This is a genomic window from Nocardia sp. 852002-20019_SCH5090214, from assembly GCF_001665865.1.
In the GTDB taxonomy this organism is placed as follows: domain Bacteria; phylum Actinomycetota; class Actinomycetes; order Mycobacteriales; family Mycobacteriaceae; genus Nocardia; species Nocardia nova.
Genome location: NZ_LZMK01000404.1, coordinates 11,951 through 37,471 on the forward strand (window position 1 = coordinate 11,951; position 25,521 = coordinate 37,471).

At 69.2% G+C, this 25,521-nt stretch carries 24 protein-coding genes; 14 read left to right on the top strand and 10 right to left on the bottom strand.

Annotation, left to right across the window (positions count from 1 at the left end; all coding sequences use genetic code 11):
- Positions 1-37: 37 nt before the first annotated feature.
- Genes sufD through A5780_RS33835 form a run of 3 tightly spaced genes read right to left on the bottom strand, consistent with a single transcriptional unit; the run spans position 38 to position 3,512 of the window.
- Entirely contained in the window at positions 38-1,231 is a 1,194-nt protein-coding gene (gene sufD, locus A5780_RS33825; protein ID WP_063013288.1) for a Fe-S cluster assembly protein SufD, read from the bottom strand.
- The gene (gene sufB, locus A5780_RS33830) at positions 1,231-2,691 is read right to left on the bottom strand and encodes a Fe-S cluster assembly protein SufB (protein WP_063013289.1); all 1,461 of its coding nucleotides are present in this window, start codon (positions 2,689-2,691) and stop codon (positions 1,231-1,233) included. The genes sufD and sufB overlap by 1 nt, the downstream gene beginning before the upstream one ends.
- Entirely contained in the window at positions 2,688-3,512 is an 825-nt protein-coding gene (locus A5780_RS33835; RefSeq protein ID WP_082856946.1) for a metalloregulator ArsR/SmtB family transcription factor, read from the bottom strand. The genes sufB and A5780_RS33835 overlap by 4 nt, the downstream gene beginning before the upstream one ends.
- Positions 3,513-3,675: 163 nt before the next feature.
- Between A5780_RS33835 and mptB the strand changes: the two genes are divergently transcribed.
- From mptB to A5780_RS33855, 4 genes are all read left to right on the top strand, one after another.
- The gene (mptB, locus tag A5780_RS33840; protein WP_063013336.1) at positions 3,676-5,373 is read left to right on the top strand and encodes a polyprenol phosphomannose-dependent alpha 1,6 mannosyltransferase MptB; all 1,698 of its coding nucleotides are present in this window, start codon (positions 3,676-3,678) and stop codon (positions 5,371-5,373) included.
- Positions 5,370-6,302, top strand: coding sequence for an ABC transporter ATP-binding protein (locus A5780_RS33845; protein ID WP_064911085.1), 933 nt, complete (start codon positions 5,370-5,372; stop codon positions 6,300-6,302). The genes mptB and A5780_RS33845 overlap by 4 nt, the downstream gene beginning before the upstream one ends.
- Positions 6,299-7,087: an ABC transporter permease gene (locus A5780_RS33850; protein ID WP_064911086.1), complete on the top strand. Its 789-nt coding sequence runs from the start codon at positions 6,299-6,301 to the stop codon at positions 7,085-7,087. The genes A5780_RS33845 and A5780_RS33850 overlap by 4 nt, the downstream gene beginning before the upstream one ends.
- Positions 7,088-7,176: 89 nt before the next feature.
- Positions 7,177-8,151, top strand: a complete 975-nt coding sequence (locus A5780_RS33855) for a heme A synthase (protein ID WP_064902643.1) — start codon at positions 7,177-7,179, stop codon at positions 8,149-8,151.
- 66 nt (positions 8,152-8,217) lie between these two features.
- On the opposite strand, the gene A5780_RS33860 is transcribed toward A5780_RS33855, so the two are convergent.
- A complete protein-coding gene (locus tag A5780_RS33860; RefSeq protein ID WP_227462761.1) occupies positions 8,218-9,270 on the bottom strand; it encodes an ecdysteroid 22-kinase family protein in 1,053 nt (350 codons plus the stop codon).
- A 209-nt stretch (positions 9,271-9,479) separates the two neighbouring features.
- Between A5780_RS33860 and A5780_RS33865 the strand changes: the two genes are divergently transcribed.
- A complete protein-coding gene (locus A5780_RS33865; RefSeq protein ID WP_030518435.1) occupies positions 9,480-9,698 on the top strand; it encodes a zinc ribbon domain-containing protein in 219 nt (72 codons plus the stop codon).
- A gap of 6 nt (positions 9,699-9,704) precedes the next feature.
- Here A5780_RS33865 and A5780_RS33870 read toward each other — a convergent pair whose 3' ends face one another.
- Genes A5780_RS33870 through A5780_RS33880 form a run of 3 tightly spaced genes read right to left on the bottom strand, consistent with a single transcriptional unit; the run spans position 9,705 to position 11,734 of the window.
- Positions 9,705-10,577 carry an SAM-dependent methyltransferase gene (locus A5780_RS33870; RefSeq protein ID WP_064911087.1) on the bottom strand — a complete coding sequence of 291 codons (873 nt, stop codon included), beginning with the start codon at positions 10,575-10,577 and terminating at the stop codon, positions 9,705-9,707.
- Positions 10,578-10,602: 25 nt separating this feature from the next.
- Positions 10,603-11,382, bottom strand: a complete 780-nt coding sequence (locus A5780_RS33875) for a transporter substrate-binding domain-containing protein (RefSeq protein WP_064911088.1) — start codon at positions 11,380-11,382, stop codon at positions 10,603-10,605.
- A gap of 1 nt (position 11,383) precedes the next feature.
- Complete coding sequence (locus A5780_RS33880) at positions 11,384-11,734, bottom strand: hypothetical protein (RefSeq protein ID WP_064902647.1); 351 nt, start codon at positions 11,732-11,734, stop codon at positions 11,384-11,386.
- Positions 11,735-11,816: 82 nt separating this feature from the next.
- Between A5780_RS33880 and A5780_RS33885 the strand changes: the two genes are divergently transcribed.
- Positions 11,817-12,782 (top strand): quinone oxidoreductase, encoded by a 966-nt coding sequence (locus A5780_RS33885; RefSeq protein WP_064911089.1) that lies wholly within the window; start codon positions 11,817-11,819, stop codon positions 12,780-12,782.
- A gap of 4 nt (positions 12,783-12,786) precedes the next feature.
- On the opposite strand, the gene A5780_RS33890 is transcribed toward A5780_RS33885, so the two are convergent.
- Entirely contained in the window at positions 12,787-13,371 is a 585-nt protein-coding gene (locus A5780_RS33890; protein ID WP_146098661.1) for a TetR/AcrR family transcriptional regulator, read from the bottom strand.
- A 284-nt stretch (positions 13,372-13,655) separates the two neighbouring features.
- Between A5780_RS33890 and A5780_RS33895 the strand changes: the two genes are divergently transcribed.
- The gene (locus A5780_RS33895; RefSeq protein ID WP_064911090.1) at positions 13,656-14,810 is read left to right on the top strand and encodes a hypothetical protein; all 1,155 of its coding nucleotides are present in this window, start codon (positions 13,656-13,658) and stop codon (positions 14,808-14,810) included.
- A 170-nt stretch (positions 14,811-14,980) separates the two neighbouring features.
- Here the strand turns inward: A5780_RS33895 and A5780_RS33900 are convergent, their stop codons facing one another.
- Positions 14,981-15,967: a heme o synthase gene (locus tag A5780_RS33900; RefSeq protein WP_030518428.1), complete on the bottom strand. Its 987-nt coding sequence runs from the start codon at positions 15,965-15,967 to the stop codon at positions 14,981-14,983.
- A 438-nt stretch (positions 15,968-16,405) separates the two neighbouring features.
- Between A5780_RS33900 and tkt the strand changes: the two genes are divergently transcribed.
- From tkt to pgl, 5 genes are read left to right on the top strand one after another with little or no spacing between them, the layout of a single operon-like run.
- The gene (gene tkt, locus A5780_RS33905; RefSeq protein ID WP_064911091.1) at positions 16,406-18,550 is read left to right on the top strand and encodes a transketolase; all 2,145 of its coding nucleotides are present in this window, start codon (positions 16,406-16,408) and stop codon (positions 18,548-18,550) included.
- Between the two features lie 3 nt (positions 18,551-18,553).
- Complete coding sequence (tal, locus tag A5780_RS33910) at positions 18,554-19,684, top strand: transaldolase (protein WP_063013308.1); 1,131 nt, start codon at positions 18,554-18,556, stop codon at positions 19,682-19,684.
- A gap of 5 nt (positions 19,685-19,689) precedes the next feature.
- Positions 19,690-21,252 (top strand): glucose-6-phosphate dehydrogenase, encoded by a 1,563-nt coding sequence (gene zwf / locus A5780_RS33915; protein ID WP_063013310.1) that lies wholly within the window; start codon positions 19,690-19,692, stop codon positions 21,250-21,252.
- Positions 21,249-22,157 (top strand): glucose-6-phosphate dehydrogenase assembly protein OpcA, encoded by a 909-nt coding sequence (opcA, locus tag A5780_RS33920; RefSeq protein ID WP_174554966.1) that lies wholly within the window; start codon positions 21,249-21,251, stop codon positions 22,155-22,157. The genes zwf and opcA overlap by 4 nt, the downstream gene beginning before the upstream one ends.
- Positions 22,150-22,881 (top strand): 6-phosphogluconolactonase, encoded by a 732-nt coding sequence (pgl, locus tag A5780_RS33925; RefSeq protein ID WP_063013314.1) that lies wholly within the window; start codon positions 22,150-22,152, stop codon positions 22,879-22,881. Before opcA ends, pgl begins: the two co-directional genes overlap by 8 nt.
- A 184-nt stretch (positions 22,882-23,065) precedes the next feature.
- Here the strand turns inward: pgl and A5780_RS33930 are convergent, their stop codons facing one another.
- Complete coding sequence (locus A5780_RS33930; RefSeq protein WP_064911092.1) at positions 23,066-24,058, bottom strand: alpha/beta fold hydrolase; 993 nt, start codon at positions 24,056-24,058, stop codon at positions 23,066-23,068.
- Between the two features lie 54 nt (positions 24,059-24,112).
- On the opposite strand from A5780_RS33930, the gene A5780_RS33935 reads away from it, so the two are divergent.
- Positions 24,113-24,949: an SDR family NAD(P)-dependent oxidoreductase gene (locus A5780_RS33935; protein ID WP_064911093.1), complete on the top strand. Its 837-nt coding sequence runs from the start codon at positions 24,113-24,115 to the stop codon at positions 24,947-24,949.
- A gap of 67 nt (positions 24,950-25,016) precedes the next feature.
- Entirely contained in the window at positions 25,017-25,508 is a 492-nt protein-coding gene (locus A5780_RS33940; RefSeq protein WP_063013320.1) for a flavin reductase family protein, read from the top strand.
- Positions 25,509-25,521: the final 13 nt, after the last annotated feature.

The following is a 25,521-nucleotide window of genomic DNA, read 5'->3' on the forward strand; positions in this document are numbered from 1 at the left end:
GCTGGTGGAGGTTTCGGGCTGCCGGGACGCGTCGGTGCTAGGCACCGATGGCGGCGAGTTCGGCCTCGATGGCCGACTCCAGCCGCTCCCGGATCTCGACGACCGCGATCTTCTGGATGATCTCGTGGAAGAAACCACGCACCACCAGACGGCGGGCGGCCTCCTCCGGAATACCGCGAGCACGCAGGTAGAACAGCTGCTCGTCGTCGAATCGGCCGGTCGCCGAGGCGTGGCCGGCGCCGAGGATCTCACCGGTCTCGATCTCGAGATTCGGCACCGAATCGGCACGGGCGCCGTCGGTGAGGACCAGATTGCGGTTCGCCTCGTAGGTGTCGGTGCCCTCGGCCTCCGCGCGGATCAGCACGTCGCCGACCCAGACGGTGTGCGCGTCGGGCTTGGCCGAGCTCGGATCGCCCTGCAGCGCACCCTTGTACAGCACATTCGACTTGCAGTGCGGCTGTGCGTGGTCGACCAGCAGGCGCTGCTCGAAATGCTGTCCGTCGTCGGCGAAGTACAGGCCCAGCAGTTCGGCGTCGCCGCCGGGGCCGTCGTAGCGCACGGTCGCGGTCAGCCGCACCAGATCGCCGCCGAGGGTCACATCGGTGTGCCGCAGCACGGCATCGCGACCCAGCTTGGCGTGATGGGCGGTGACGTGCACGGCGTCGTCGTCCCAGTCCTGGACCGCGACCACGGTCAGCTTGGCGCTGTCGCCGAGCACGAATTCCACGTTCTCCGCGTAGGTTCCGCTGCCGCGCTGATCGATGACCACCGTCGCGACCGCGAAGTTGCCGAGCCGGATCTGCAGATGTCCGAAGGCCGTCTTGTCCGCGCCGGGGCCGGTGACCCGGACGACGACCGGGCGGCCGACCTCGGTCTCGGCGCCGACCGACACCACGGTGGCCTGTTCGAAACCCGAATAGGCTTGGGCGGCAACACGATCGGTGGGCACCCCACCCTCGCCGAGCCGGGCGTCGTCACGGCCGACGGTCTCGACCGTCACACCGTCGATCACCGAGCCGTCGACGGCAGCGACCTCGATACCCGCTCGGCCGTCACGCACCGCGGTGCCGTCGTGCAGGCCACGCAGCCGGCGCAGCGGGGTGAACCGCCAGGCCTCGTCGTGGGCCGAGGGCACCTCGAAGGCGCCCACGTCGAACGAGGCGAACAGCTCACCCTTGTTGACGGCCGGGATGCGGGCCTCGCCCGCGACAGCCACATTCTCGACCGGCATCAGCCGACCGCTCCTTCCATCTGCAGCTCGATGAGCCGGTTCAGCTCCAACGCGTATTCCATCGGCAGTTCCTTGGCGATGGGCTCGACGAAGCCGCGCACCACCATCGCCATCGCCTCGTCCTCGGTCATGCCGCGGCTCATCAGGTAGAACAGCTGATCCTCGGACACCTTGGAGACGGTGGCCTCGTGGCCCATCGTCACGTCGTCCTCGCGGATGTCGACGTAGGGGTAGGTGTCGGAGCGGCTGATCGTATCCACCAGCAGCGCATCGCATTTCACGGTCGACTTGGAGCCGTGCGCACCCTTGTTGACCTGAACCAGGCCGCGGTAGGACGCCCGGCCGCCACCGCGCGCCACCGACTTCGACACGATGGTCGAGGAGGTGTGCGGCGCCAGATGCAGCATCTTCGAGCCGGTGTCCTGGTGCTGCCCCTCGCCCGCGAACGCCACCGACAACACCTCACCCTTGGCGTACTCGCCGGTCATCCAGACCGCCGGGTACTTCATGGTGACCTTGGAGCCGATGTTGCCGTCGATCCATTCCATGGTCGCGCCCGCCTCTGCCTTGGCCCGCTTGGTGACCAGGTTGTAGACGTTGTTCGACCAGTTCTGGATGGTGGTGTAGCGGCAGCGGCCGCCCTTCTTCACGATGATCTCCACGACCGCGGAATGCAGCGAGTCGGACTTGTAGATCGGCGCGGTACAACCCTCGACGTAGTGCACGTAGGCGCCCTCGTCGACGATGATCAGGGTGCGCTCGAACTGGCCCATGTTCTCGGTGTTGATCCGGAAGTAGGCCTGCAGCGGGATGTCGACGTGCACGCCCGGCGGGACGTAGATGAAGGAGCCACCCGACCACACGGCGGTGTTCAGCGCGGAGAACTTGTTGTCGCCGGCCGGGATCACCGAGCCGAAGTACCGCTGGAAGATCTCCGGGTGCTCGCGCAGGCCGGTGTCGGTGTCGAGGAAGATGACGCCCTGGGCCTCGAGATCCTCGCGGATCTGGTGATAGACCACCTCGGACTCGTACTGGGCGGCCACACCGGCGACCAGGCGCTGCTTCTCGGCCTCCGGGATGCCCAGCTTGTCGTAGGTGTTCTTGATGTCCTCGGGCAGATCTTCCCAGCTCTCGGCCTGCTTCTCGGTCGAGCGCACGAAGTATTTGATGTTGTCGAAGTCGATGCCCTCGAGGTTGGAGCCCCAGCTCGGCATCGGCTTGCGGTCGAAGATCCGCAACGCCTTGAGGCGGGCGTTGAGCATCCACTCGGGCTCGTTCTTCTTCGCCGAGATGTCGCGCACGACGTCCTCGGACAGGCCGCGCTTGGCGCTGGCGCCGGCGATATCCGAATCCGCCCAGCCGTAGCCGTAGGTACCCAGCGAGGCGATGGTCTCCTCTTGGGTCAGGGGCTGGTTCTGGGGCGCATCGGATTCACGGCTCGCCGCGGTGGTCGACGTCATTCGGCACTCCTTCCGGAGTCGTTTCGAGCTGCCGTTGCGGGCTGTACAACGGCGCGGGTGGCGGGCTGAGCATTGCTCGTCGGGGGATTGCTCGTCGGGGGAACGGACAGGGGTACGTGGGTGGTGCAGGCGCAATCACCGTTGGCGATGGTCGCGAGCCGCTGCACGTGGGTTCCGAGCAGCTCGCGAAACGCCTCGAGTTCGGCGGCGCACAGTTCCGGGAACTCCTCGGCCACATGCGAGACCGGGCAGTGATGCTGGCATATCTGCACACCGGAACCGACCTTGCGAGTGGTGGCGGCGAATCCGGCGTCGCTGAACGCCTCGGCGATCTCCTCCGCCTTCTCCGAGGTGGCGGCCGGGGTGTGCTGAGCCAGGCGATCGATACCGGCGACGATCACACCGACGCGACGGCGAGCGAAATCCATGATCGCGTTCTCGCCGCCGATCTCGCGCAGCTGCCGCATCGCGGCTCCCGCCAGATCGTCGTAGGCGTGGCCGAGCCGGCCGCGACCGGCCGCGGTCAGCTGGAACTGCTTGGCGGGACGACCGCGGCCCTGCTGTTGCCACGGTGCCGAGCGCATGGCCCGGGCCTCGCCGGATTCGATCAGCGCGTCGAGATGACGACGTACGCCGGCCGGGCTCAGACCCAGCCGCTGCCCGATGGCCGTCGCGGTGATCGGCCCCTCCTCCAGCAGCAGCTGGACGACGGCCGCGCGAGTATGCCCCTCACCGGCGGCGGCCGCGGGCGCGGCGGAAGGCCGGGCGCCCTGCTGACGCTCGGTATTCACCTCGTTCTCCCGCAAACCCACGGTTTTCACAACATCAGTGTGACGGAATTATTTCCCGCATTCTAGTAAGGGTGCCCTGAATCGCAGCCGGATGCGGCTCCGACCTGGGCATCGACCGCCGGTGCAATATGGCACGGCCCGCGCCGCGACGTTGCGACGGCCGCGGCTCCCACCCCGGCTACGCTTGACCTCCGTGGCGGTTGTGGAAGGCGCATGGCGTAGGAGCATCGAGATCGGACGCCGGGCCCTGGGCCTGGACGTCCCGCCCGCCGATCACACCATCGCGGTACTACACACCGTCGAAGCCGACGCGCCGGGGCTGGACAGCCGGGAAACCGCGCAGTTCAAACGAATTCGGCTGCTCGGCGCCACCGGCTCGGTGCTCATGGCGATCAGCGCGCTGGGCGTCGCCGCCCAGCCGGTACTGCAGAATCCGGTCTCCGGTGTCCGGGTGATCGGCGTCTTCGCACGCTGGCAGACCTCGTCGCTGGCGCTGTGCATGATCGGCACGGTCTTCGTCGTGATGGCGTGGCTGCTGCTCGGCCGCTTCGCGGTCGGCGGTTTCGGCGGCTCCCCCGTCCATCGGCTCAGCCGCTCGCAGCTGGATCGCACGCTGCTGCTGTGGATCATCCCGCTGTCGGTGGCGCCGCCGCTGTTCTCCAACGATGTCTATTCGTATCTGGCGCAGGGCGAGATCGCGGCCCGCGGCCTCGACCCGTACGCCGTCGGCCCGGCCACCGGCCTGGGCCTGCACAACGTGCTGACCTACAACGTGCCCAACATCTGGCGCGACACTCCCGCCCCGTACGGACCGCTGTTCGTCTGGATGGGCCGCGGGATCGCCCATGTGACCGGCGACAACATCATCGTCGGCGTATGGGCGCATCGGTTGCTGGCATTGGCCGGGGTGGCTCTGATCGTCTGGGCGCTGCCGCGCCTGTCGCGGCGCTGCGGAGTCGCGCCGGTCAGCGCGCTGTGGCTGGGCGCGGCCAATCCGCTGGTGCTGTTCCATTTGGTCGGCGGCGTGCACAACGAAGCCTTGATGCTGGGCCTGATGCTGGCCGGGGTGGAGTTCTGCCTGCGCGCGCTGGCTACCGAGCACACATCCGGGCTGGGCGGGTTCGACCAGCGCGGCTGGCTCCTGCTGACCTTCGGCGCCGTGGTGATCACGCTGTCGTCGGCGGTGAAGATCCCCTCGATCATCGCGCTCGGATTCGTCGGCATGGCCCTGGCCCGGCGCTGGGGGCGCGGCTGGCGGCCGTTGCTGGCCGCCGCGGCGGTCCTCGGCGCGATCACCGTGGTCACCACGTTGTTCGTCAGTTACACCTCCGGGCTCGGTTTCGGCTGGACACACACCCTCAATGCCGCCAGCACCGTGCGCAGCTGGATGTCGCTACCCACCGCGGTCGGCATCGTCACCGGATTCGGCGGCGTGCTGCTGGGACTGGGCGACCACACCACCGCGCTGCTGAGCATTACCCGCCCGATCGCCGCGGTCGTGGCGGCGCTGATCACCATGCGCATGCTCATCGCCACGTGGACCGGGCGGTTGCAGCCGGTCGGCGCGATGGGTGTGTCGCTCGCGGCGATAGTGCTGCTGTTCCCGGTCGTGCAGCCGTGGTATCTGCTGTGGGCGATCATGCCGCTCGCGGCGTGGGCGACCACTCCCGCGTTCCGGGTCCCCGCCGTGGTGTTCTCCGCGGTCGTGAGCGTGATCCTGATGCCGCGCGGCGCGGATTTCGGGGTCTTCCAGATCATCGAGGCGGCGGTCGCCGTGGTCATCGTCGCGCTCGGATTCATCGCGGTGACCCGGAACCTGCTGCCCTGGCGTAACCGGACAGGGGTGTCTGCTCCGTCACAGCCGGGCCCGGCATACGGTGTCTCATCGTGAGCGCAGCCTCGGAACCCGCTGTCTGTATCGACGGTGTTGTGAAACGCTACGGCGACACCACCGCCGTGGACGGGATCGCTTTCGAGGTCGGACGTGCGGAGGTGCTGGCGCTGCTGGGGCCCAACGGCGCCGGGAAGACCACCACAGTCGAAATGTGTGAGGGGTTCCTCTCCCCCGACGCCGGTTCGGTGCGAGTGCTCGGGCTGGATCCGGTCGCCGATTCGGATCGCCTGCGCCCGCGCATCGGTGTGATGCTGCAGGGCGGCGGGGCCTATCCGGGTTCGCGGGCCGGCGAGATGCTCGATCTGGTCGCCTCCTACGCCGCCGATCCGCTCGATCCGCAATGGCTGCTCGACACCCTAGGCCTGCACGACGCTCGCCGCACCCCGTATCGGCGGCTCTCCGGCGGTCAGCAGCAGCGCCTCGCGCTGGCGTGTGCGCTGGTGGGGAGGCCCGAGCTGGTCTTCCTCGACGAGCCCACGGCCGGAATGGACGCGCAGGCCCGGCATCTGGTGTGGGAGCTGATCGATGCGCTGCGCCGCGACGGCGTCGGCATTCTGCTCACCACGCACATGATGGACGAGGCCGAACAGCTGGCCGACCGGCTGGTGATCATCGATCACGGCCGCATCGTCGCCGCCGGTACCCCGGCCGAGGTGACCTCCGCCGGCGCGGAAGGCCAACTACGTTTCAGCGCGCCGCCGAAACTCGACCTGTCGCTGCTGGAGAGCGCACTGCCGGAAGGGTTCGCGCCCAGCGAGACCGCGCCCGGCTCCTATCTGCTGTGCGGCGACATCACCCCGCAGGTGCTGGCCGCCGTGACGGCCTGGTGCGCGCGAATCGACGTGCTGCCCACCGACATTCGCATCGACCAGCGCCGCCTGGAGGATGTGTTCCTCGAACTGACCGGACGGGAGCTGCGCGGATGACCCGGACCGCCCCTCGTTTCACCCCCGGCACCTTCAGCCCCGCACCGCGGCCGGCCCCGCGCCTGGCGATGCTGACCGCGCAGACCCGCATGGAACTGATCCTGTTGCTGCGCAACGGCGAACAGCTCCTGCTCACCATGTTCATCCCGATCACGCTGCTGATCGGGCTGACTCTGCTGCCGCTGGGCTCGAGCCTCGGCGAACACCACAAGGTCGACCGGATCGTGCCGGCGGTGATGATGGTGGCCATCATGTCCACCGCGTTCACCGGCCAGGCCATCGCGGTCGGCTTCGACCGCCGCTACGGTGCGCTGAAACGCTTGGGCGCCACGGCATTACCGCGCTGGGGCATCGTCGGCGGCAAATGCGCGGCGGTGCTGATCGTGGTGGTCCTGCAATCGGTTCTGCTCGGCCTGATCGGCGTCGCACTGGGCTGGCGGCCCTCGATCGGCGGCCTGCTGCTGGGCGCGTTCGTCATCATGCTGGGCACCGCCGCTTTCGTCGCGATGGGACTGCTGCTGGGCGGCACCCTCAAGGCCGAGATCGTGCTCGCGCTCGCCAACATCCTGTGGTTCGTGATGCTGGGAGTGGCGAGCCTGGTCTTCGCTTCCGACAGCCTCCCGCACGCGGTGACGCTGATCGCGCGACTGATCCCCTCCGGAGCGCTGGCCGAGGCACTGGACCAAGCGTTGCACACCAGCGTGGACTGGTACGGCATCGCGGTGCTCGTGGTGTGGGGCGCGGTGACGGGCTGGCTCGCGACGCGCTGGTTCCGCTTCGACTGAATCACCGGACCCGACCCGGGTGTGACGGCAACGACACAACGTAGTAGCCCCGGTGCGGGCGCGGATCCGGCTGCGTCTACCATCGTTTCGTGCTGTCACGCGCGTTTGTGCGACTGGTCGACTTTCTGCCGCTGCCCTCCCTGCGGGTGCAGCGCATCTTCGCGTTGGCGGTGATCCTGTCCCAGGCGGGCATCTCCGTGACGGGCGCGATCGTGCGCGTCACCTCCTCCGGCCTGGGCTGCCCGACCTGGCCGCAGTGCTTCCCCGGCAGTTTCACCCCCACCGCCCACGCCGAAGTTCCGGCGCTCCACCAGGCGGTCGAATTCTCCAATCGCATGCTCACCTTCGCGGTGACGCTGTGCGCGGCGCTGATCGTGCTCGCCGTGGTACGCGCCCGGCGGCGGCGCGAGGTCGTCGTCTATGCCTGGCTGATGCCCGGCGGCACCGTGCTGCAGGCCGTGATCGGCGGAATCACCGTGCGCAGCGGATTGCTGTGGTGGACGGTGTCGGTCCACCTGCTGGCCTCGATGCTGATGGTGTGGCTGGCGACGCTGCTGTTCGCCAAGGTCGGCGAACCCGACGACGGGGTCGACGTCGTGCAGGTCCCGGCACCCCTGCGCTGGCTGACCGCACTGAGCGCGGTCGCGATGACCGGCACACTCATCGCCGGCACCCTGGTCACCGGCGCCGGACCGCACGCCGGGGACAAGAGCACCGAACGGCCGGTGGCGCGCCTGCAGATCGAGATCGTCACCCTGGTGCACGCCCACGCCGAACTGCTCGTGGCGTATCTGGCGCTGCTCGTCGGCCTCGGCTTCGGACTGGCCGCGGTGGGGATGACCCGCGCGATCCGGATGCGTCTGATCGTGGTGATCGCCACGGTCTGCGCCCAGGCGCTCGTCGGCATCGTCCAGTACTTCACACACGTTCCCGCGGCGCTGGTGGTCGTGCACGTCGGCGGCGCCACCGCGTGCATCGTCGCGACGGCCGCGTTGTGGGCCTCGATGCGCACCCGCGAACAGGTCACCGCGCCTGCCCCCGAAGCAGCCGCCCGCGCCGCCTGAACCGGGGCGCGCGCTGCCGTCGTCACGCCCGGCCGCGCGAACTCCTGCCTCCGCTGAGCAAGTGCACTACGCCGGTGTCCGATCGAGTGCGTCCCAATCGCGGATCGCGGCACAACTGCGCCGCACCATCGCGGCGAACATCTCGTCCCCGCGCGGCGTGACCGTGCCGTAGGCAGCGCCGAACACCGCGACCAGCGGCCCCTGCACCAGGGCGAAACCGTAGTCGCGCCGGCACTGATCCAGTGTGTAATCGCCGACGCCGTAGGAACACAGTGCGCGCCAATAGGTTTCGATGATGGAGTCCTCGTGCGCCCGCCGGAGGTCCGGTTCGAGACCGGTGGCGACGAAATACGACAGATCACGCGCCGGCAATCCGAGACCGAGCGTCTGCCAGTCCAGCGCCCACACCTCGACCTCGCCACTGTCCTCGGAGAACATCAGATTGTCCAAGCGGTAGTCGCCGTGGACCGGCGCGAAACGATCGGGCGCCGCCAGCAGCCAGTCGGCGATGCCGGGAACACAGGCGCGCAAGGTGTCGCGGTCGGCCGGGGACAGCCGCTCTCCCAGGCGCTCGAGGAAGATCTCCGTCGCCGGACCGTACAACTCCGACAGGGCCTGCGCCTCGGCCGCACCGTTGAAGTTCAGCCCTTCGATCGCGGACAAGCCGGGATCGCACCAGCGGGGACCGTGCAGTCCCGCCAGATTCCGGACCGCCGCGTTCGCCTGCGCCACCGTGCATCCCGCGATCTGATCGCCCTGGCGCGCCGGCGCGAGATCGTCGAGCAGCAGGGTGAATTCCGCTCCGTCACCGGCGAATTCGGCGAAATGGCAGGTGGGCACCCGCACCGAGACGGTGGGTGCGATCTCGCGGTAGAAGCGGATCTCCTGCCGATAAGCGCCCGCGACCATGGCACGCGCGGCCGGGTCGGCGGCGGGCAGTTTCGCCATCAACCGCGGGGGCGCCGATTCGCCGTCGATCTCGAGCCGGAACACCGAACCCATCTGCCCGGTGCCCACCGGCGTCGCGGTGACCGCGCGCACCGGCGTCGACAGCGCCCGGCTCAACCACTGTGGGGTGATCCGCTCGGCGTCCACCACGACCTCCGCCATTGCCGTCATCCGCGGACTCCCTTCACCCGGACACGATGCCGGACATGTGTCCAGGACAGTAACACGGCCGGGCGGCTCGGATACCGGAATGAGGGAGGCAGATGATGCGGTCATGGCCCACCCAGGCCGGGCGCTCACCGACGATCACGGCCGGATTTCGAGCGAAGCTGGCCGGACCCTGGCGATCCGGTCCGCCGCGGACGCGACATAATTTCCTCATGCCGACCTACGCCTACCGCTGCCGGGAATGTACGGAATCGTTCGAACTGACCCGGCCGATGAGCGAATCCGGCGACCCGGCTCTCTGCCCGGGTGGCCACAGCGACACCGTCAAACTGCTCACCACGGTCGCCTTGACCGGTAAGGCCGCGGGGTCGGCCGCCGCACCGCCCGCGCCGACCGGCGGCGGTTGCTGCGGGGGCGGCTGCTGCGGCTGATCGCGGTCAGGCGCGGTCGGCGATCAGCGCCCGCCCCAATCCGTAGGCACGGGACTGGCGGGCCGGTACGCCGAGCCGGCGCGCCGCCTCGATCAACTCCACATCGGCGGTGACGGTGAGCCCGTAACGCGTTGTCAGCGCGGCCATATCCGCCGGCGACCACGCCGATACGTGCGGTTCGTCCGCGAGCGGATCCTGGCCACCGGACAGCTTGCTGAACAGGCGCATACCGGCCCGGCCCAGTCCGGCGAGGCGGTTCGGGGTGGGATAGGTCGCGATCAGCCGGCTGCCGGGCGCGCTGCGGGCGGCGACGACCGCCAGCGTCGATTCGACCTGCGGCTGCGTCAGATACGGCAGGACCCCCTCCCACACCCACGTGGTCGTCGCCTCCGCGCGATGGCCCGCCTCGGTCAGTCGCGCCCCCAGGTCGTCGCGGCCGAATTGCACCGGCACATAGGTCAGCGACTTCGCGACCGGCACCAGTGTGCCCACCCGTTCGCGCTTATCCCGTTGCGAGGCAGGATGATCCACCTCGAATACGTCGGCCGCGGGGTGATCCGTCCGCCAGGCCCGCCCGTCGAGTCCGGCGCCGAGAAGCACCAACTGCGCGGCGGACGCCTCGCGGATCGCCTCGTCGATGACGACGGTGCGGGTCGCGAGGACGGCGGCCGTGGCGGTGAGCATCTCGTATTCGAGCCGCTCCCGCCAGCCGCCGGGGGGATGCTCGGCTCGGGCGCGCCGCACCGCCGCCAGTTCGTCGTCGTGAAGTAATTGCGCCGCAATGGGATCCGAGAATCGCCCGACCGCCAGTCGCCCGTCGGCCACTGCCCGGCCCTGACAGACCAGCACCGCGGTCCGGCTCGCCGCTTTATCCGTCACACCGTCGATTATGGTCGGGCGTCGCTCAGGCGGTGGCGTGCGGCCCGATCCATTCCGCGACACGCCGGTCGACTCCCCCGGTGGCCAGCTGACTCGCCAGCCAGGCGTTTACCGTCAGCGCGGTCGGCATATCGTTCTTCGGCAGCAGGAACACCTTGCCGAAGGAGTCGAACGGTGTCTCCGGATGCAGGACCCGCAGGTCGGGATGCTGCCGCACGTGGTAGCGGCCCTCCACCGAATCGGTGACGAAGACGTCCGCGCGACCGGCGGTGATCTGATCGAAAATGGTGACGTTGTCGGGCCATACCGTCAGCTGCGCATGCGGGAAATGGGCGCGGGCGAACTGTTCGTTGGTGCCGCCGCGGTTGACGATCACCCGCACCTGGGGCTGATCGATCTGCTCGATCGTCGCGTACTTGCCGGCGTCGGCGGCACGCACGATCGGGGTCTTGCCGTCGGTGCCGTAGTTCAGCGAGAAGTCGGCGTAGGCGCGCCGGGCCGCGGCGTCGGATATTCCGCCGACCGCGAGATCGCAGGCGTGCGCCGAGAAATCGCTGCCCATCGACGCCCAAGTGGTCGGCACGAATCGCAGCGGGCGCCCCAGCAGCTGCGCCATATCGCGGACCAGGTCGACGTCGATGCCCCGGTAGCCGCCGTGGCCGTCGGTCACCGAATAGGGCGGGTAGTCACCGGTGGTGCACACCCGCAGGGCCGCGGGATCCTCGGCGCGCGCCGGGGCGATCATCGTCAGGACCGCGGCCGCACCGGCCGTCGCGGCGGCGATCAGCCGATGCCGCAGAGCCATCTCAGTTCTCGTTGCGCGCCTTCGGGAACCGGGCCTGGTGGGCGACCCAGCCGGCCATCCGCGCCCAGTGTCCCTTCGCCGGGGTGGCGACCGAACTCAGATCGCGATCCCAGTGCTCGGTTTCGGCGAGGCCGTCGACGGCATCGACGACCGCCTTGGCGGTGGCCAGATCCGCGACGACTCGATCGCCGAGCACACCGTCGGCGCCGACGAGGGTGATGCGGACCCCGATGCGCCCGATCGGCTGCAGTACGGCCGTACCCGAACCACCGTGGGCGGCGACGAACTTCTTGACCGACTCGATGACGGCGGACGACGGCGTGACCGGGGCCGCGGTGGCGGTTTCGCTCATGGCGTGGAGTTTACCGTCCGGTAGGGACGGCCCAACCGCCCTACCGGTGTTCGTGGCGCGAGGGGGTGTAGAACTGAAAGCCATGCGCGCCATTCAGGTCAGCGAACACGGCGGTCCCGAAGTTCTCGTCGCGACCGAGGTCGACGATCCGGTCATCGGGCCGAATCAGCTGCTCGTCGATACCGAGGCGGCCGGTGTCAATTTCATCGACACCTATATCCGCACCGGCACCTATCCGCAGGAGGTGCCCTACATCCCGGGTTCCGAGGGCACGGGTGTGGTCGCCGAAGTCGGTTCCGAGGTGACCGAATTCACCGTCGGCGATCGGGTCGCGTGGGCCGCCGCCCCCGGAAGTTATGCGGAGAAGGTCGCGGTCAATGCGGCGGTGGCGGTGGCCGTGCCGGACGGGGTGCCGCCGGCGGTGGCGGCCTCGGCGCTGTTGCAGGGCATAACCGCGCACTACCTGATCGAATCGGTCTACACGCCGCAGCCGGGCGAGACGATTCTGGTCCACGCCGGCGCCGGCGGCGTCGGGCTCCTGCTGACCCAGCTGGCCGCCGCCCGCGATATCCGGGTGATCACCACGGTGTCCACCGACGCGAAGGAAGAGTTGTCCCGCGAGGCCGGCGCCGCACATGTGCTGCGCTACGGCGACGATCTCGCCCAGCGCGTACGCGACCTCACCGACGGGGTCGGGGTGGCCGCGGTCTACGACGGGGTGGGCGCGGCGAGGTTCGAGGCGAGCCTGGCGGCCCTGCGCATCCGCGGCATGCTGGCGCTGTTCGGCGCCGCCAGCGGTCAGGTGCCGCCGTTCGATCTGCAGCGGCTCAATCCGGCCGGCTCGCTGTTCGTCACCCGCCCGACACTGGCCCACTACACCCGCGATCGCGCCGAATTGACTTGGCGCGCAGGCGATGTCCTCGACGCCGTCGCCGACGGGACGCTGCGGGTGCGGATCGGCGCGCAATATCCCCTTGCCGAGGCCGCGCAGGCACATCGAGATCTGCAGGCCCGCAAGACCACCGGGTCGATCGTGCTGGTGCCCTGAGCGGTCAGTAGTCGCGGCCGGTGAGCCCCCGGTAGACGAATCGGGTCAGCCCAGCCACCGCCTGCTCGTCGTCGACGGCGACCACGCCCTCCTCGACCGCCTCCAGCAGTGCGCGGATCAGGAGGAACATCATCGCCACGCTGACGTCCGGGGTGCTCGGCAGGCGGAGTCCGGCCGCGCCGAAACCGTCGACGTGGTCGACGACCTCCTCGAGTTGACCGGCCGTGAACCGGTTGGCCAGCCGCGCGAGCTCCTCGTCGACCAGCGCCGCCTGCGTCACCGCCCGCAGTACCGGCCAATTGCGGCGAGCGAAGGTCCAGTACTGCTCGATATGGAATTCGACGGCCGCCGGCTTGGTGAAATCCGGATCGTGCGCACTCGCCTCGGCCGACGTATCCCCTTCGGCCGCAAAGTCTTCCAGCAGCGCCCGGAGTAGCTGTTCTTTCCCTCGAAGTGGTTGTAGAACGATCCCGCCGACCGTCCGGCCGCCGCGGTGATGTCGGTAATCTTGGTACCGGGGCCCGCACGCGACCCGCCTGACCTTCGGTGCGCCGGCCTCGGCCACGGAAGCCCCCCGGGGTGCGGGCATATTCGATCCTCGCGACCGGCCCGGCCCCGGTCAGCTCATCGCCGTCGACGGCCACGCCTTCACCGAGTACGCGGCCGCCGCGGGCACGCAGGTACAGGTGCGGCCGGACGGATATCTGGCATGGCATCGGCAGGGGTGACCCGCCGACGACCCGGCCACGCCGATGGTGGATGATCTGTGCTGCCGCCCAAGCCGATTCGCCCGCTTCGCCGTACCGTCGTACGGTGGTCGGGCGGTCGCTCGGGGCGGCCGGCAGAACAGGCATCGGTCAGGGGTTGATCCAGATGTTGGTGAAGGTTCGCAACGACGACCCGTCGCGGCTGTCCAATTCCGAACGGACGGTGGCGAACTGGCTGAAGACCTGGACCGGCGCGCACGCGTTACCCGGTATCGCGGTGGTCGCGGCCGGTGGCGCCGATGCGATCGTCTGGACGCCGAAGACCTGCGTGGTCGTCGTGATCAAGGATTTCACCGAACGGGCGAGCGGCACGCTCACCGTCTCCGGTTACCGGCCCTGGACCATCGACGACCGCATCGCGCCGCTGGCCGGAACCGAGGCCGGCACCGAACCGATGACCGAGATCCGCGCCCGCACCGGTGAGATGGCCGAGCTGCTGCGCGGTGCGCCCGGCCGGGAGCGGGTCGGGGTGACCGGCATGGTGCTGGTCATGCCGCAGTTGAGCAGCCGGGTCGCATTGGACAAGGGTGATCTCCCGGACGGGATCGATGTCGTCCTCGGCGACGGGCCCGCGGCGTTGCGCAACTACTTCAGCCGGATCACCGCGGACGCACCCGACACCTGGGATGCGACGCAGGTCGGCCAGGCATTGGCCGCGATCGGATTCGCCGCGGCCGCAACCCATTCCGATCTCACCGCGGAGGGCTTTCCCGCGCGGCTGGACCGCACTCCCCCGCCGCCGAACCCCGTCCCGTCCCGTGGCCCCACACCGCCGGCGGGGGCGCCGATTCCCGGGCGGGGTCCGGCCGGTGTCCCGGTCGCCGCCGCTGCCCCGATGTCGCCGGGTGGTGCGCCGGTATCGATGGCTCGCCCGAATCCGGCGCCGCAGCCCGCGCCCGGTCCGGTCCCCCAGCCCGTGGCCGCGGCCGGTCCGGTTCCTGCAGGGCCGGCGCCGGCCTACGGGCAGAACCAGCAACCCTATTCGGTGCCCTTCGATCCGCGCCCGCCCGCGGCTCCGCCTCGGCGCAACCGCAACCGCAGCCTGGTGCCACTGGTTCTGCTGGGCGTTCTGGTCGTCGTGCTGGCGTTGGCGGCCATGTGTACCGCGGGCGGCGGGTCCGGGTCCGGCCCCAGCCACGCTCCAGCTTCCGGTCGCACCACCACGACGACCACCTCGCATTACACCCCGGCGCCGGAGCGCACCGTGCCGCCCTCGACGCCCGGGCACGCGTGCTACCCGTTCCAGCCCGGCTGCCCCTGAGTCGCGAACCTACGGGCCGCCGGACACTACGGGCGTAGGTGGCCCGACAGCTCGACTCCCCACCCCGGAAGCGCGGCGCATCGGGACCGCCTACCGGATCGGATTACCGGTGAGGCGCGCGTCTATTCGATGTGGCGGATTGCGGGCCCAGGGCCGGGCCCGCAGCGATCTCAGCCGAACAGCGTCGAGCCGATGGTGTGCCAGCCGAGCACCGAGTCCACGGCCAGACCGCAGAACACCACGGCGAGGTAGTTGTTGGACTGCAGGAACAGCCGCAGCGGCTTGACCGACGCCCCCCGGCGCACGCCGGAGTACAGCTGATGCGCCATCAGCAGGAACCAGGCACCGGCGACGATGGCGACCGCCGCGTACACGACACCTGTCGCCGGAATCAGCGCCAGGGTGGCGAGCACCGTCAGCCAGGTGTAGATGACGATTTGCTTGGTCACCGCGCGTTCGGTCGCCACCACCGGCAGCATCGGCACGCCGGCCGCGCGGTAGTCGTCCTTGTAGCGCATGGCCAGCGCCCAGGTGTGCGGCGGCGTCCAGAAGAAGATGACCGCGAACAGCGCGACCGCGGGCCAGCCGATGGTTCCGGTGACCGCCGACCAGCCGACCAGTGCGGGCATACAGCCCGCCGCGCCGCCCCACACCACGTTCTGCGAGGTCCGGCGTTTGAGGCCGAGGGTGTAGACGAAGACGTAGAACAGGATCGTCGCGACCACGAGCAGGCCCGAGAGCAGATTCGCCTGCCACCACAACCACGCGAACGAGCCGGCACCGAGAGCGACACCGAAGACGAACGCGTTGCGGGTCGGCACCGCCTCGCGCGCCAGCGGACGCTTCGACGTGCGCTTCATGACCTTGTCGATATCGGCGTCGGCGACACAGTTGAGGGTGTTGGCACTGGCCGCACCCATCCAGCCGCCGAACAGGGTGGCCACGATCAGCCGGATGTCGACATGGCCACGGTCGGCCAGCAGCATCGTCGGGATGGTGGCCACCAGCAGCAGTTCGATGACCCGCGGTTTCGTCAGCGCGATGTAGGCGAGTACCCGGCGCGTCAGCTTCGACAGCGGGCCGCTGCCCTGGACACGGTCGGCGAGCGCCGTCGCGGAGGAGCCATGCGCATCACCCGGCTGTTGCCCAATCCGCACTGTCTCTCCTCGCAGGTGGTGCATCGATCCGGTAGGGAAGCAACGGTTTCGGCGGCGTGGCGGGCCTCCCGCGCGCAGCCGTTTCCGCTGTCACCGCAGAGCGCGGCGCGGGCGGCGCAGCCTCTACTACAGACGATGGTAGACCCCCGCGTGTTGTACTCCGGCACCCACCCGCCGCGAAAGCGCCCGTGCCGCAGGCGATCGGCCCCGGCCGGTCCCGACGCGAGTGCCACGTCACATATCCGCCGTCGGCCGCTGTGCGGAATCGCTTCGGCTCGGCACCTCGGCGGCTGTCATCATTCACCGTAATCCCGCGCACCCGCACGGGGTGCGGGCGAAGGGTTCCCCACTCGCGGCGATCAGGCGACCTCTAGGGTGGTGGGTACAGCCCGCAAGCAGCCGTTGTACACACACGAGAAGGTCAGGAGAACCTCGGTCGTGTCAGTCACAGACGACATCCGCGCCCTCACCCAGCCCGCACATCCGGCCGACTGGACCGAACTGGACACCAGAGCCGTCGACACCGTCCGTGTCCTGGCCGCCGACGCGGTGCAGGCCGCCGGCAACGGCCACCCCGGCACCGCGATGAGCCTGGCGCCGCTGGCCTACACCCTCTACCAGCGGGTCCTGCGCTACGACCCGAGCGATCCGGACTGGACGGGCCGCGACCGGTTCATCCTGTCGTGCGGGCATTCCAGCCTGACCCAGTACATCCAGCTGTACCTGTCGGGACTGGGCCTGGAGCTCGACGACCTGAGGCACCTGCGCAAGTGGGGTTCGCTGACCCCGGGCCACCCGGAGTTCCGCCACACCAGGGGCGTGGAGATCACCACCGGCCCGCTCGGCCAGGGCTTGGCCTCGGCGGTCGGCATGGCGATGGCGGCCCGGCGCGAGCGCGGTCTCTACGACCCGTCCGCCTCGACCGGCGCCAGCCCGTTCGACCACTTCGTCTACGTCATCGCCTCCGACGGCGATATCGAAGAGGGCGTCACCTCGGAGGCCTCCTCGCTGGCCGGCACGCAGCAGCTGGGCAATCTGATCGTCTTCTACGACGACAACCGGATCTCCATCGAGGACGACACGTCCATCGCGCTGACCGAGGACACCGCCGAGCGCTACCGCGCCTACGGCTGGCACGTGCAGGTCGTCGAGGGCGGTGAGAACGTCACCGGCATCCTGGAGGCGATCGAGGCCGCCAAGGCCGTCACCGACAAGCCGTCGTTCATCCTGCTGCGCACGATCATCGGCTATCCCGCGCCGAACAAGATGAACACCGGCGCCGCGCACGGCGCCGCGCTGGGCGCCGACGAGGTCGCCGCCACCAAGGAGATCCTGGGCTTCGATCCGGGCCAGAGCTTCGTCGTCGACGACGAGGTCATCGCCCACACCCGCGGCAACGCCGCCGAACGCGCCAAGTCGGCCCGCGCCGCCTGGCAGGAGCAGTTCGACGCGTGGGCGCAGGCCAACCCGGAGAACAAGGAGCTGTTCGACCGGCTGCGCGAGCGCCGGCTGCCGAAGGGCTGGACCGAGGGCCTCCCCTCGTTCGAGCCCGACGCCAAGGGCATGGCCACCCGTAAGGCCTCGGGCAAGGTCCTGGCCGCGCTGGCCCCGGTGCTCCCGGAGCTGTGGGGCGGTTCGGCCGACCTGGCCGAATCGAACAACACCACCATGCCGGGCGTGCCGAGCTTCGGCCCCGCGTCGATCTCCACGGGTATGTGGAAGGCCGAGCCCTACGGCCGCACCCTGCACTTCGGTGTGCGCGAGCACGCGATGGGTTCGATTCTCAACGGCATCGCCCTCCACGGCCCGACCCGGCCCTACGGCGGCACCTTCCTGGTGTTCTCCGACTACATGCGCCCGGCGGTCCGGCTGGCCGCGCTCATGCGTGTGCCGGCCATCTACGTCTGGACCCACGACTCCATCGGCCTGGGTGAGGACGGCCCGACCCACCAGCCGATCGAGCACCTCGCCGCGCTGCGCGCCATCCCGGGCCTGAACGTGGTCCGCCCCGGCGACGCCAACGAGACCGTGTACGCGTGGCGCACCATCCTGGAGCTCGAAAGCGCCGAGCAGCATTCGCATTTCGTGCCGGCCGACCACCCGCACACCGACGGCCCGTCGGCGCTGGCGCTGACCCGCCAGGACGTGCCCACCCTGGAGGGCACCAGCTACGAGGGCGTCTCCCGCGGCGGCTACATCCTGGCCGAATCCTCCACCGGCACACCGCAGGTGATCCTGATCGCCACCGGTTCCGAACTTCAGCTCGCCGTCGCGGCGCGCACTACGCTGGAGGAGCAGGGCATCGGCACCCGCGTGGTGTCCATGCCGTGCGTGGAATGGTTCGACGCGCAGGAACAGTCCTACCGCGACGAGGTGCTGCCGCCGCAGATCACCGCCCGCGTCACGGTCGAGGCCGGTATCGCGATGCCGTGGCACCGCTTCACCGGCAGCGACGGTGAGAACGTCTCGATCGAGCACTTCGGTGCCTCGGCCGACTTCAAGACCCTGTTCCGCGAATTCGGCATCACCGCCGAAGCCGTCGTCGATGCCGCGAAGCGCTCACTCGACAAGGTGAAGGGATAACCAATGGCACAGAACGAGAATCTCGCCGCACTGTCTCGCGCAGGCGTGTCGGTGTGGCTCGACGATCTGTCACGCAACCGGATCCGCTCGGGCAATCTCGCCGACCTCGTCGCCACCCGCAGCATCGTCGGCGTGACCACCAACCCGACCATCTTCCAGGCGGCCCTGAGCGAGGGCCACGCCTACGACGACCAGGTCAAGGAGCTGGCCGCCCAGGGCGCCGACGCCGACGCCGCCATCCGCACGATCACCACCGACGACGTCCGCTCGGCCTGCGACGTGCTGGCCGAGGTCTTCGACGCGACCGGCGGCGTGGACGGCCGGATCTCGATCGAGGTCGACCCGCGACTGGCCTTCGACACCGACAAGACCGTCGCGCAGGCGGTCGAGCTGTGGAAGATCGTCGATCGGCCGAATCTGTTCATCAAGATTCCGGCCACCGAGGAGGGCCTGCCCGCGATCACGCGCGTGATCGCCGAAGGGATCAGCGTCAATGTCACGCTGATCTTCTCGGTGCAGCGCTACCTCAGCGTGATGGGCGCCTATCTGGACGGCCTGCGCAAGGCGCGCATCGCCGGCCACGACCTGGCCCGCATCCATTCGGTCGCGTCGTTCTTCGTCTCCCGCGTGGACACCGAGATCGACAAGCGGCTCGAGCAGATCGGTTCGGACGAGGCGCTGGCCTTGCGCGGTAAGGCCGGAATCGCCAACGCGCGCTTGGCCTATGCCGCCTACCAGGACGTGTTCGACGGGGGTGACCACACCTCGACCTACTCGCATCTGGCCTCGTCCGGTGGTAACCGGCAGCGGCCGCTGTGGGCGTCGACGGGCGTGAAGAACCCGGACTACCCCGACACCATGTACATCACCGAGCTGGTGGCGCCGAATACGGTCAACACGCTGCCGGAGAAGACCCTCGAGGCGTTCGCCGACCACGGCGAACTGCGCGGGGACACGGTGTCGGGCACGGCGGCCGACGCGCAGGGTGTGTTCGACGCGCTCACCGGCGTCGGAGTCGATCTCGACGACGTGTTCGCCGTCCTCGAGCGCGAAGGTGTCGAGAAGTTCGAGAAGTCGTGGGACGAGCTGCTCACGGCGACCACCGCCGAGTTGAAGAGCACCGGAAGCAACTGACCGCGATGGCCGGCCAGAAAAAGACGGCCGCCCCGGGGAATCCGCTGCGCGAGGAGCGCGACAAGCGGCTTCCCCGGATCGCCGGCCCGTGCAGCATGGTGATCTTCGGGGTGACAGGGGACCTGTCACGCAAGAAACTGATGCCGGCCATCTACGACCTCGCGAACCGGGGGCTGCTGCCCCCGGGTTTCGCGCTGGTCGGGTTCGCCCGGCGCGATTACGCCGACGAGGATTTCGCTCAGGTCGTCCTCCAGGCGGTCAAGGAGCATGCGCGCACCCCGTTCCGGCAGGAGGTGTGGGAACAGCTGTCGGAAGGTATCCGCTTCGTGCAGGGCACCTTCGACGACGACGCCGCCTTCGGCACGCTCGCGCAGACGCTCAAGAAGCTGGACGCCGAACGCGGCACCGGCGGCAACCACGCCTTTTATCTGTCGATCCCGCCGAACGCGTTTCCGATTGTGCTGGAACAGCTTTCGCGCACCGGGCTGGCGAAGCCGCCGGATCCGGGGCCGGGTAAACCGCAGCCGTGGCGGCGGGTGGTGATCGAGAAGCCCTTCGGTCACGACCTGCAGAGCGCCCAGGAGCTCAACGCCCTGGTCAACCGGGTGTTCCCCGAGGAGACGGTCTTCCGTATCGACCACTACCTCGGCAAGGAGACGGTGCAGAACCTGCTGGCGCTGCGGTTCGCGAACGAACTGTTCGAGCCGATCTGGAACGCCAACTTCGTCGACCACGTGCAGATCACGATGGCCGAGGACATCGGATTGGGCGGGCGCGCAGGCTATTACGACGGCATCGGCGCCGCCCGCGACGTCATCCAGAACCATCTGCTGCAGCTGCTGGCGCTGACGGCGATGGAGGATCCGGTCAACTTCCAGCCGCGACAGCTGCAGATCGAGAAGATCAAGGTGCTCTCGGCAACGAAGCTGGTCGAACCGCTGGAGGAGACCACCGCCCGCGGCCAGTACGCGGCCGGCTGGCAGGGCAGCGAGCGCGTGGTGGGCCTGGCCGAGGAGGAGGGTTTCGATCCGCATTCGCGCACCGAGACCTACGCCGCGATCACGCTGAACGTCGACACGCGCCGCTGGGCGGGCGTGCCGTTCTATCTGCGCACCGGAAAACGCCTGGGGCGCAGGGTCACCGAGATCGCGGTCATGTTCAAGCGGGCCCCGCATCTGCCCTTCGATCAGACCATGACCGAGGAGCTGGGCCAGAACGCGCTCGTCATCCGGGTGCAGCCGGACGAGGGCATCACCATGCGGTTCGGTTCGAAGGTGCCCGGATCCAGTATGGAAGTCCGCGACGTCAACATGGATTTCAGTTACGGCGAATCGTTCACCGAATCCTCGCCCGAGGCCTACGAGCGGCTCATCCTGGATGTGCTGCTGGGCGAGCCGTCGCTGTTCCCGGTCAACGAGGAGGTCGAATTGGCGTGGCGCATCCTCGATCCCGTACTCGATCATTGGGCCGAGGGCGGTAAGCCCGAGTTATACGAGTCCGGCACCTGGGGTCCGGCCTCGGCCGACGAAATGCTCGCCCGCACCGGGCGCGAATGGCGGCGGCCATGATCGTCGACATGCCCGACACCAGCACCCGCGAGGTGACCAAACGACTGGTCAGCCTGCGCGAGTCCAACGGTGTGATCGCCATGGGCCGGGTGCTCACGCTGGTGGTGTGCACGCTGGATTCCTCGGAGGCCGAGGACGCCATCGACGCGGCCAACGACGCCAGCCGCGAACACCCCTGTCGCGTGATCGTGCTCGCGCGCGGCGACCGGTTCTCCGAGACCAAACTCGACGCCCAGATCCGGGTCGGCGGCGACGCCGGGGCGGCCGAGGTGATAGTGCTGCGACTGCAGGGCGAGCTGGTCAACAACGAGAGCAGCGTGGTCATCCCGTTCCTGCTGCCGGACACTCCGGTGGTGGCGTGGTGGCCGCGCGGCGCGCCGGAGTTTCCGTCGCGGGATTCGGTGGGACGCTTGGCGATTCGCCGGATCACCGATTCGACCTATGCCCCGGACCCGCGTGCGGCGATCACCCGGCGGCTGGATTCCTACGCACCGGGCGACACCGATTTGGCGTGGAGCCGGATCACGTTCTGGCGGGCGCTGCTGGCCTCGGCACTCGACGTGCCGCCGTACGACCCGATCGAATCGGTAACGGTTTCGGGGCTGGCCGAAGAACCCGCGCTCGACATTCTGGCGGGATGGCTGGCGGCCAAATTGGCGTGCCCGATCCACCGTCGGACCGGAGAGTTGAAGGTCGTCCTGCACCGCGCGTCGGTGTCGGTCGGCATCGAACGTCCGCAGACGGGCCGCACCGCGACCCTGACGCGGACCGGCGAGCCCGATCAGCGGTTCGCGCTCGCCCGTCGTGAGACCAAGGACTGCCTGGCGGAGGAACTGCGGCGGCTCGATGCCGACGAGGTCTACGCCGAGGCACTGGCCGGAATCGGGAAGGTGATCTATGAGTAAGCCGGAAATCGCGGTTTTTGCCGATCACGACGAACTGGTGAAGGCGGCCGCCGTGCGGTTCGTGCAGGTGGTGACCAGGGCTCAGGCCGAGCGTGGTTCGGCGTCGGTGGTTCTCACCGGCGGCGGCACCGGGATCGCCCTGCTGGAGCAGGTGCGGCACGCACCCGGCGCGATCGACTTCGGTCGCCTGGATGTGTTCTGGGGCGACGAGCGGTTCGTCCCGGCGGGCGATGCCGAACGCAACGAATTGCAGGCGCGCGAGGCGTTGCTCGATCACGTGGCGGTCGACCCGGCGCGGGTGCATCCGGTCGCGACCTCCGACGGGGAGTATCCGGATCCGGTCGAGGCCGCCGCCGAGTATTCGGCGACGGTGCACGCGCATCTGGCCGAGCACGGCGCATTCGACCTGCATCTGCTCGGCATGGGTGGCGACGCTCATGTGAACTCGCTGTTCCCGCATTCCGCGGCCGTGGCGGAGGAGCACGAACTCGTTCTCGCCGTAACCGATTCGCCGAAGCCGCCGCCGGTGCGTGTCACCCTGACCCTGCCCGCGGTCGCCCGCGCGCGGCACGTGGTTCTGGTGGTCGGCGGCGAGGGCAAGGCCGAGGCGGTGGCCCAGGCGGTGGGCGGCGCTTCCCCGCTCGAGATCCCGGCGGCCGGGGCGCACGGCAGCGAAACCACCACCTGGATGGTCGACGAAGCGGCGGCCGCGAAGCTGCCCTGAGGCCGGGACGGAATCCCGGCTAATCGTCCTCCGTCTGCGCCCACGCGGCGACAGGCAGGCTCAGATACACACCGACGAGGTGGCCCGCGGGCAGGATGCGGGCCACCTCGTCGTGAATACGGCCCGCCCGGCGGTGCGCGTAGACGCCCTCCTGTCGCTACCGGCGCGGGGAGTGAGCGAATCCCTACCGCGGCACCGCATTTCGCGACGCGTCGCCGGCGACGAGTTCGGCGAGGTGACGCAACAGGAAGTCGTTCACCGCATCGGTGCGCTCGAGTTGGACGAGATGTCCTGCGCCGGGCACCTTTTCGACGGCCCGCAGATCCGGTACGTGCGCACGCAGCACCGCCAGTGGGTCGCGGCCGCTGAAACCCTCCATATCCGGGTCGTTTTCGCCGTAGAGGAAGCAGGTCGGCACCGGCACCGTCGTCGGCAGGCCCTCGGTCAGCTCCCAGTTGCGGTCCAGCGCCCGGTACCAGGTCAGCCCGCCGGTGAAGCCGGTCCGTTCGAATTCGGCTGCCAGGGTGTCGAATTCGGATTCCGAGAGCCACGGCCAGGGCAGTGCGAGCGCCTGCGGCAGTGCGTCCAGATAACCGATACCGGGCGGATTCTTCCAGGTGTCGAGGTAGTGGAACTCGCCACTGAGCGCGTAGTACACGCGGGCCAGGAATTCGCGGGGGCGAGCGGCGAGTTCGGCGTCGGCGACACCGGGCTCCTGAAAATACGACAGATGCAGGAAATGACGCTGTGCGGCGCGCGTCCAGAACTCCGACGGCGCCTTCGGCGGCCGGGGCGCGTACGGATTGTTCAGCACCATGATCGCCGCCACCCGTTCCGGCGCCCGCAGTGCCAGCTCCCACACCAGCTGCGCGCCGAAGTCCAGGCCGACGAAAACCGCTCGCTCGGCGCCGATCTCGTCGAGCAGCCCGAGCAGATCGCCGATCACGGCCCGATTGGTGGTCGCCTCCACCCCGCCGGGCGCCTCGGTCCGGCCGTAGCCGCGCAGATCCGGGGCGATGGCGTGATATCCGGCTGCCGCAAGCGCCGACAATTGCCGATGCCACACGTACCAGCCGTGCGGAAATCCGTGGCAGAAGATGACCGGATACCCGCGTCCCGCTTCGGCGATATGCAGCCGAATCCCGTTGGTCTCCACGAACCGATGCGTCGGCCCCACTGCGCCTCCCAGGTACTAGAACACGTTCTCGTTTCACGGTAGTGTCCCGGAGTCGTGAACGGAATACTGACCGATCGAGTCGCCGTCGTCACCGGCGCGAGCCGCGGTATCGGCAAGGGCATCGCGCTCGAGCTGGGTGCGGCCGGCGCGACGGTGTACGTGACCGGGCGCTCCGAAAGTCCCGGGCAGCTGCCGGGCACCGTGGCCGCGACCGCCGGCGAGATCGACGAGCTCGGCGGGCGCGGGGTGCCGTTCGTCTGCGACCACCGCGACGACGAGGCGGTGACACGGTTGTTCGAAACCGTGCGCGCCGATCACGGCCGGTTGGATGTGCTGGTCAACAACGTCTACAACTCCCCCGCCTCGGCGCGCTGGCTCGGCAAACCGTTCTGGAAGGTGCCGCCGAAGGCCTGGGACGAGGGCTTCGATATCGGCGTGCGCTCCCATTACGCCGCCGCCCATTTCGCGGCGCCGCTGCTGATCGAATCGGGCGGGCTGATCGTCGACATCTCCTCGCCGGGCGCCGAACATTTCACCCACAACGTCGTCTACGGCGTGGGCAAGGCCGCCGTCGACCGGCTGACCGCCGATATGGCGCACGATCTGGCCGGCACCGAGGTCACGGTGGTGTCGCTGTGGCCGGGGATCGTGAATACCGAACTGCTGCAGCTGGTTCCGGCCGATGCGCAGGGCCGGCGCCTGATCACGCTGCCCGGTGAGGGCACCTTCGATCTGAACGAGGCCGAGACTCCGCATTTCGCCGGGCGCGCGGTGGTCGCGCTCGCCGCGGATCCGGGCCGGCGCTCACGCACCGGCCGGGCGTGGCGGGTGGCCGATCTGGCCGAGGCCTACGGCTTCACCGATATCGACGGTCGCGTGCCGCGCACGTGACAGGCGCTGTTCCCTTAGCCTGAGGCGGCGGCTCGCATCCCGCGACGCCGGCAGTGAAGGAGGGTGGATGGACGCGATCGCGAATTTCGACGCGCTGGTGGCGGCGGCGGACGCTCCGATCTACGTGGTGACGGTGGCGACGGAATCCGAGCGCGCCGGGTGTGTGGTGGGCTTCGCGTCCCAGGTCGGGATCGAACCGCGCCGATTCCTGGTGTGCTTGTCCGAACTCAACTACACCTACCGGGTGGCCGCGGGCGCCACCCACGTCGCGGTGCATCTCGTCGATTCCGGTTCGCGGGCCCTGGCCCAGCTGTTCGGTGCGGAGACCGGCGACGATGTCGACAAGTTCACCTGGTGCCGCTGGCATCACGGGCCCGACGGAGTGGTGGTGCTCGACGAGGCGGCGGCCTGGTTCTCCGGCCGGATCCTCGAGCGCCACGATTTCGGCGACCACGTGGGTCTGCTGCTGGAACCGCTGGGCGGCCCGACCCCGCCGGAGGGCATCACCGGGCTGCGCTACAGCGACCTCGCCGGTCTCACTCCCGGCCACCCCGCCTGAAGGCTCCCCTGGG

Excerpts from the sequence above, each read along its gene's own strand:
- sufD (WP_063013288.1), bottom strand. The coding sequence starts at position 1,231 with ATGCCGGTCGAGAATGTGGCTGTCGCGGGCGAGGCCCGCATCCCGGCC.
- sufB (WP_063013289.1), bottom strand. The coding sequence starts at position 2,691 with ATGACGTCGACCACCGCGGCGAGCCGTGAATCCGATGCGCCCCAGAAC.
- A5780_RS33850 (WP_064911086.1), top strand. The coding sequence starts at position 6,299 with ATGACCCGGACCGCCCCTCGTTTCACCCCCGGCACCTTCAGCCCCGCA.
- A5780_RS33860 (WP_227462761.1), bottom strand. The coding sequence starts at position 9,270 with ATGACGGCAATGGCGGAGGTCGTGGTGGACGCCGAGCGGATCACCCCA.
- A5780_RS33865 (WP_030518435.1), top strand. The coding sequence starts at position 9,480 with ATGCCGACCTACGCCTACCGCTGCCGGGAATGTACGGAATCGTTCGAA.
- A5780_RS33875 (WP_064911088.1), bottom strand. The coding sequence starts at position 11,382 with ATGGCTCTGCGGCATCGGCTGATCGCCGCCGCGACGGCCGGTGCGGCC.
- A5780_RS33880 (WP_064902647.1), bottom strand. The coding sequence starts at position 11,734 with ATGAGCGAAACCGCCACCGCGGCCCCGGTCACGCCGTCGTCCGCCGTC.
- A5780_RS33885 (WP_064911089.1), top strand. The coding sequence starts at position 11,817 with ATGCGCGCCATTCAGGTCAGCGAACACGGCGGTCCCGAAGTTCTCGTC.
- A5780_RS33890 (WP_146098661.1), bottom strand. The coding sequence starts at position 13,371 with ATGCCCGCACCCCGGGGGGCTTCCGTGGCCGAGGCCGGCGCACCGAAG.
- A5780_RS33895 (WP_064911090.1), top strand. The coding sequence starts at position 13,656 with ATGTTGGTGAAGGTTCGCAACGACGACCCGTCGCGGCTGTCCAATTCC.
- tal (WP_063013308.1), top strand. The coding sequence starts at position 18,554 with ATGGCACAGAACGAGAATCTCGCCGCACTGTCTCGCGCAGGCGTGTCG.
- zwf (WP_063013310.1), top strand. The coding sequence starts at position 19,690 with ATGGCCGGCCAGAAAAAGACGGCCGCCCCGGGGAATCCGCTGCGCGAG.
- opcA (WP_174554966.1), top strand. The coding sequence starts at position 21,249 with ATGATCGTCGACATGCCCGACACCAGCACCCGCGAGGTGACCAAACGA.
- pgl (WP_063013314.1), top strand. The coding sequence starts at position 22,150 with ATGAGTAAGCCGGAAATCGCGGTTTTTGCCGATCACGACGAACTGGTG.
- A5780_RS33940 (WP_063013320.1), top strand. The coding sequence starts at position 25,017 with ATGGACGCGATCGCGAATTTCGACGCGCTGGTGGCGGCGGCGGACGCT.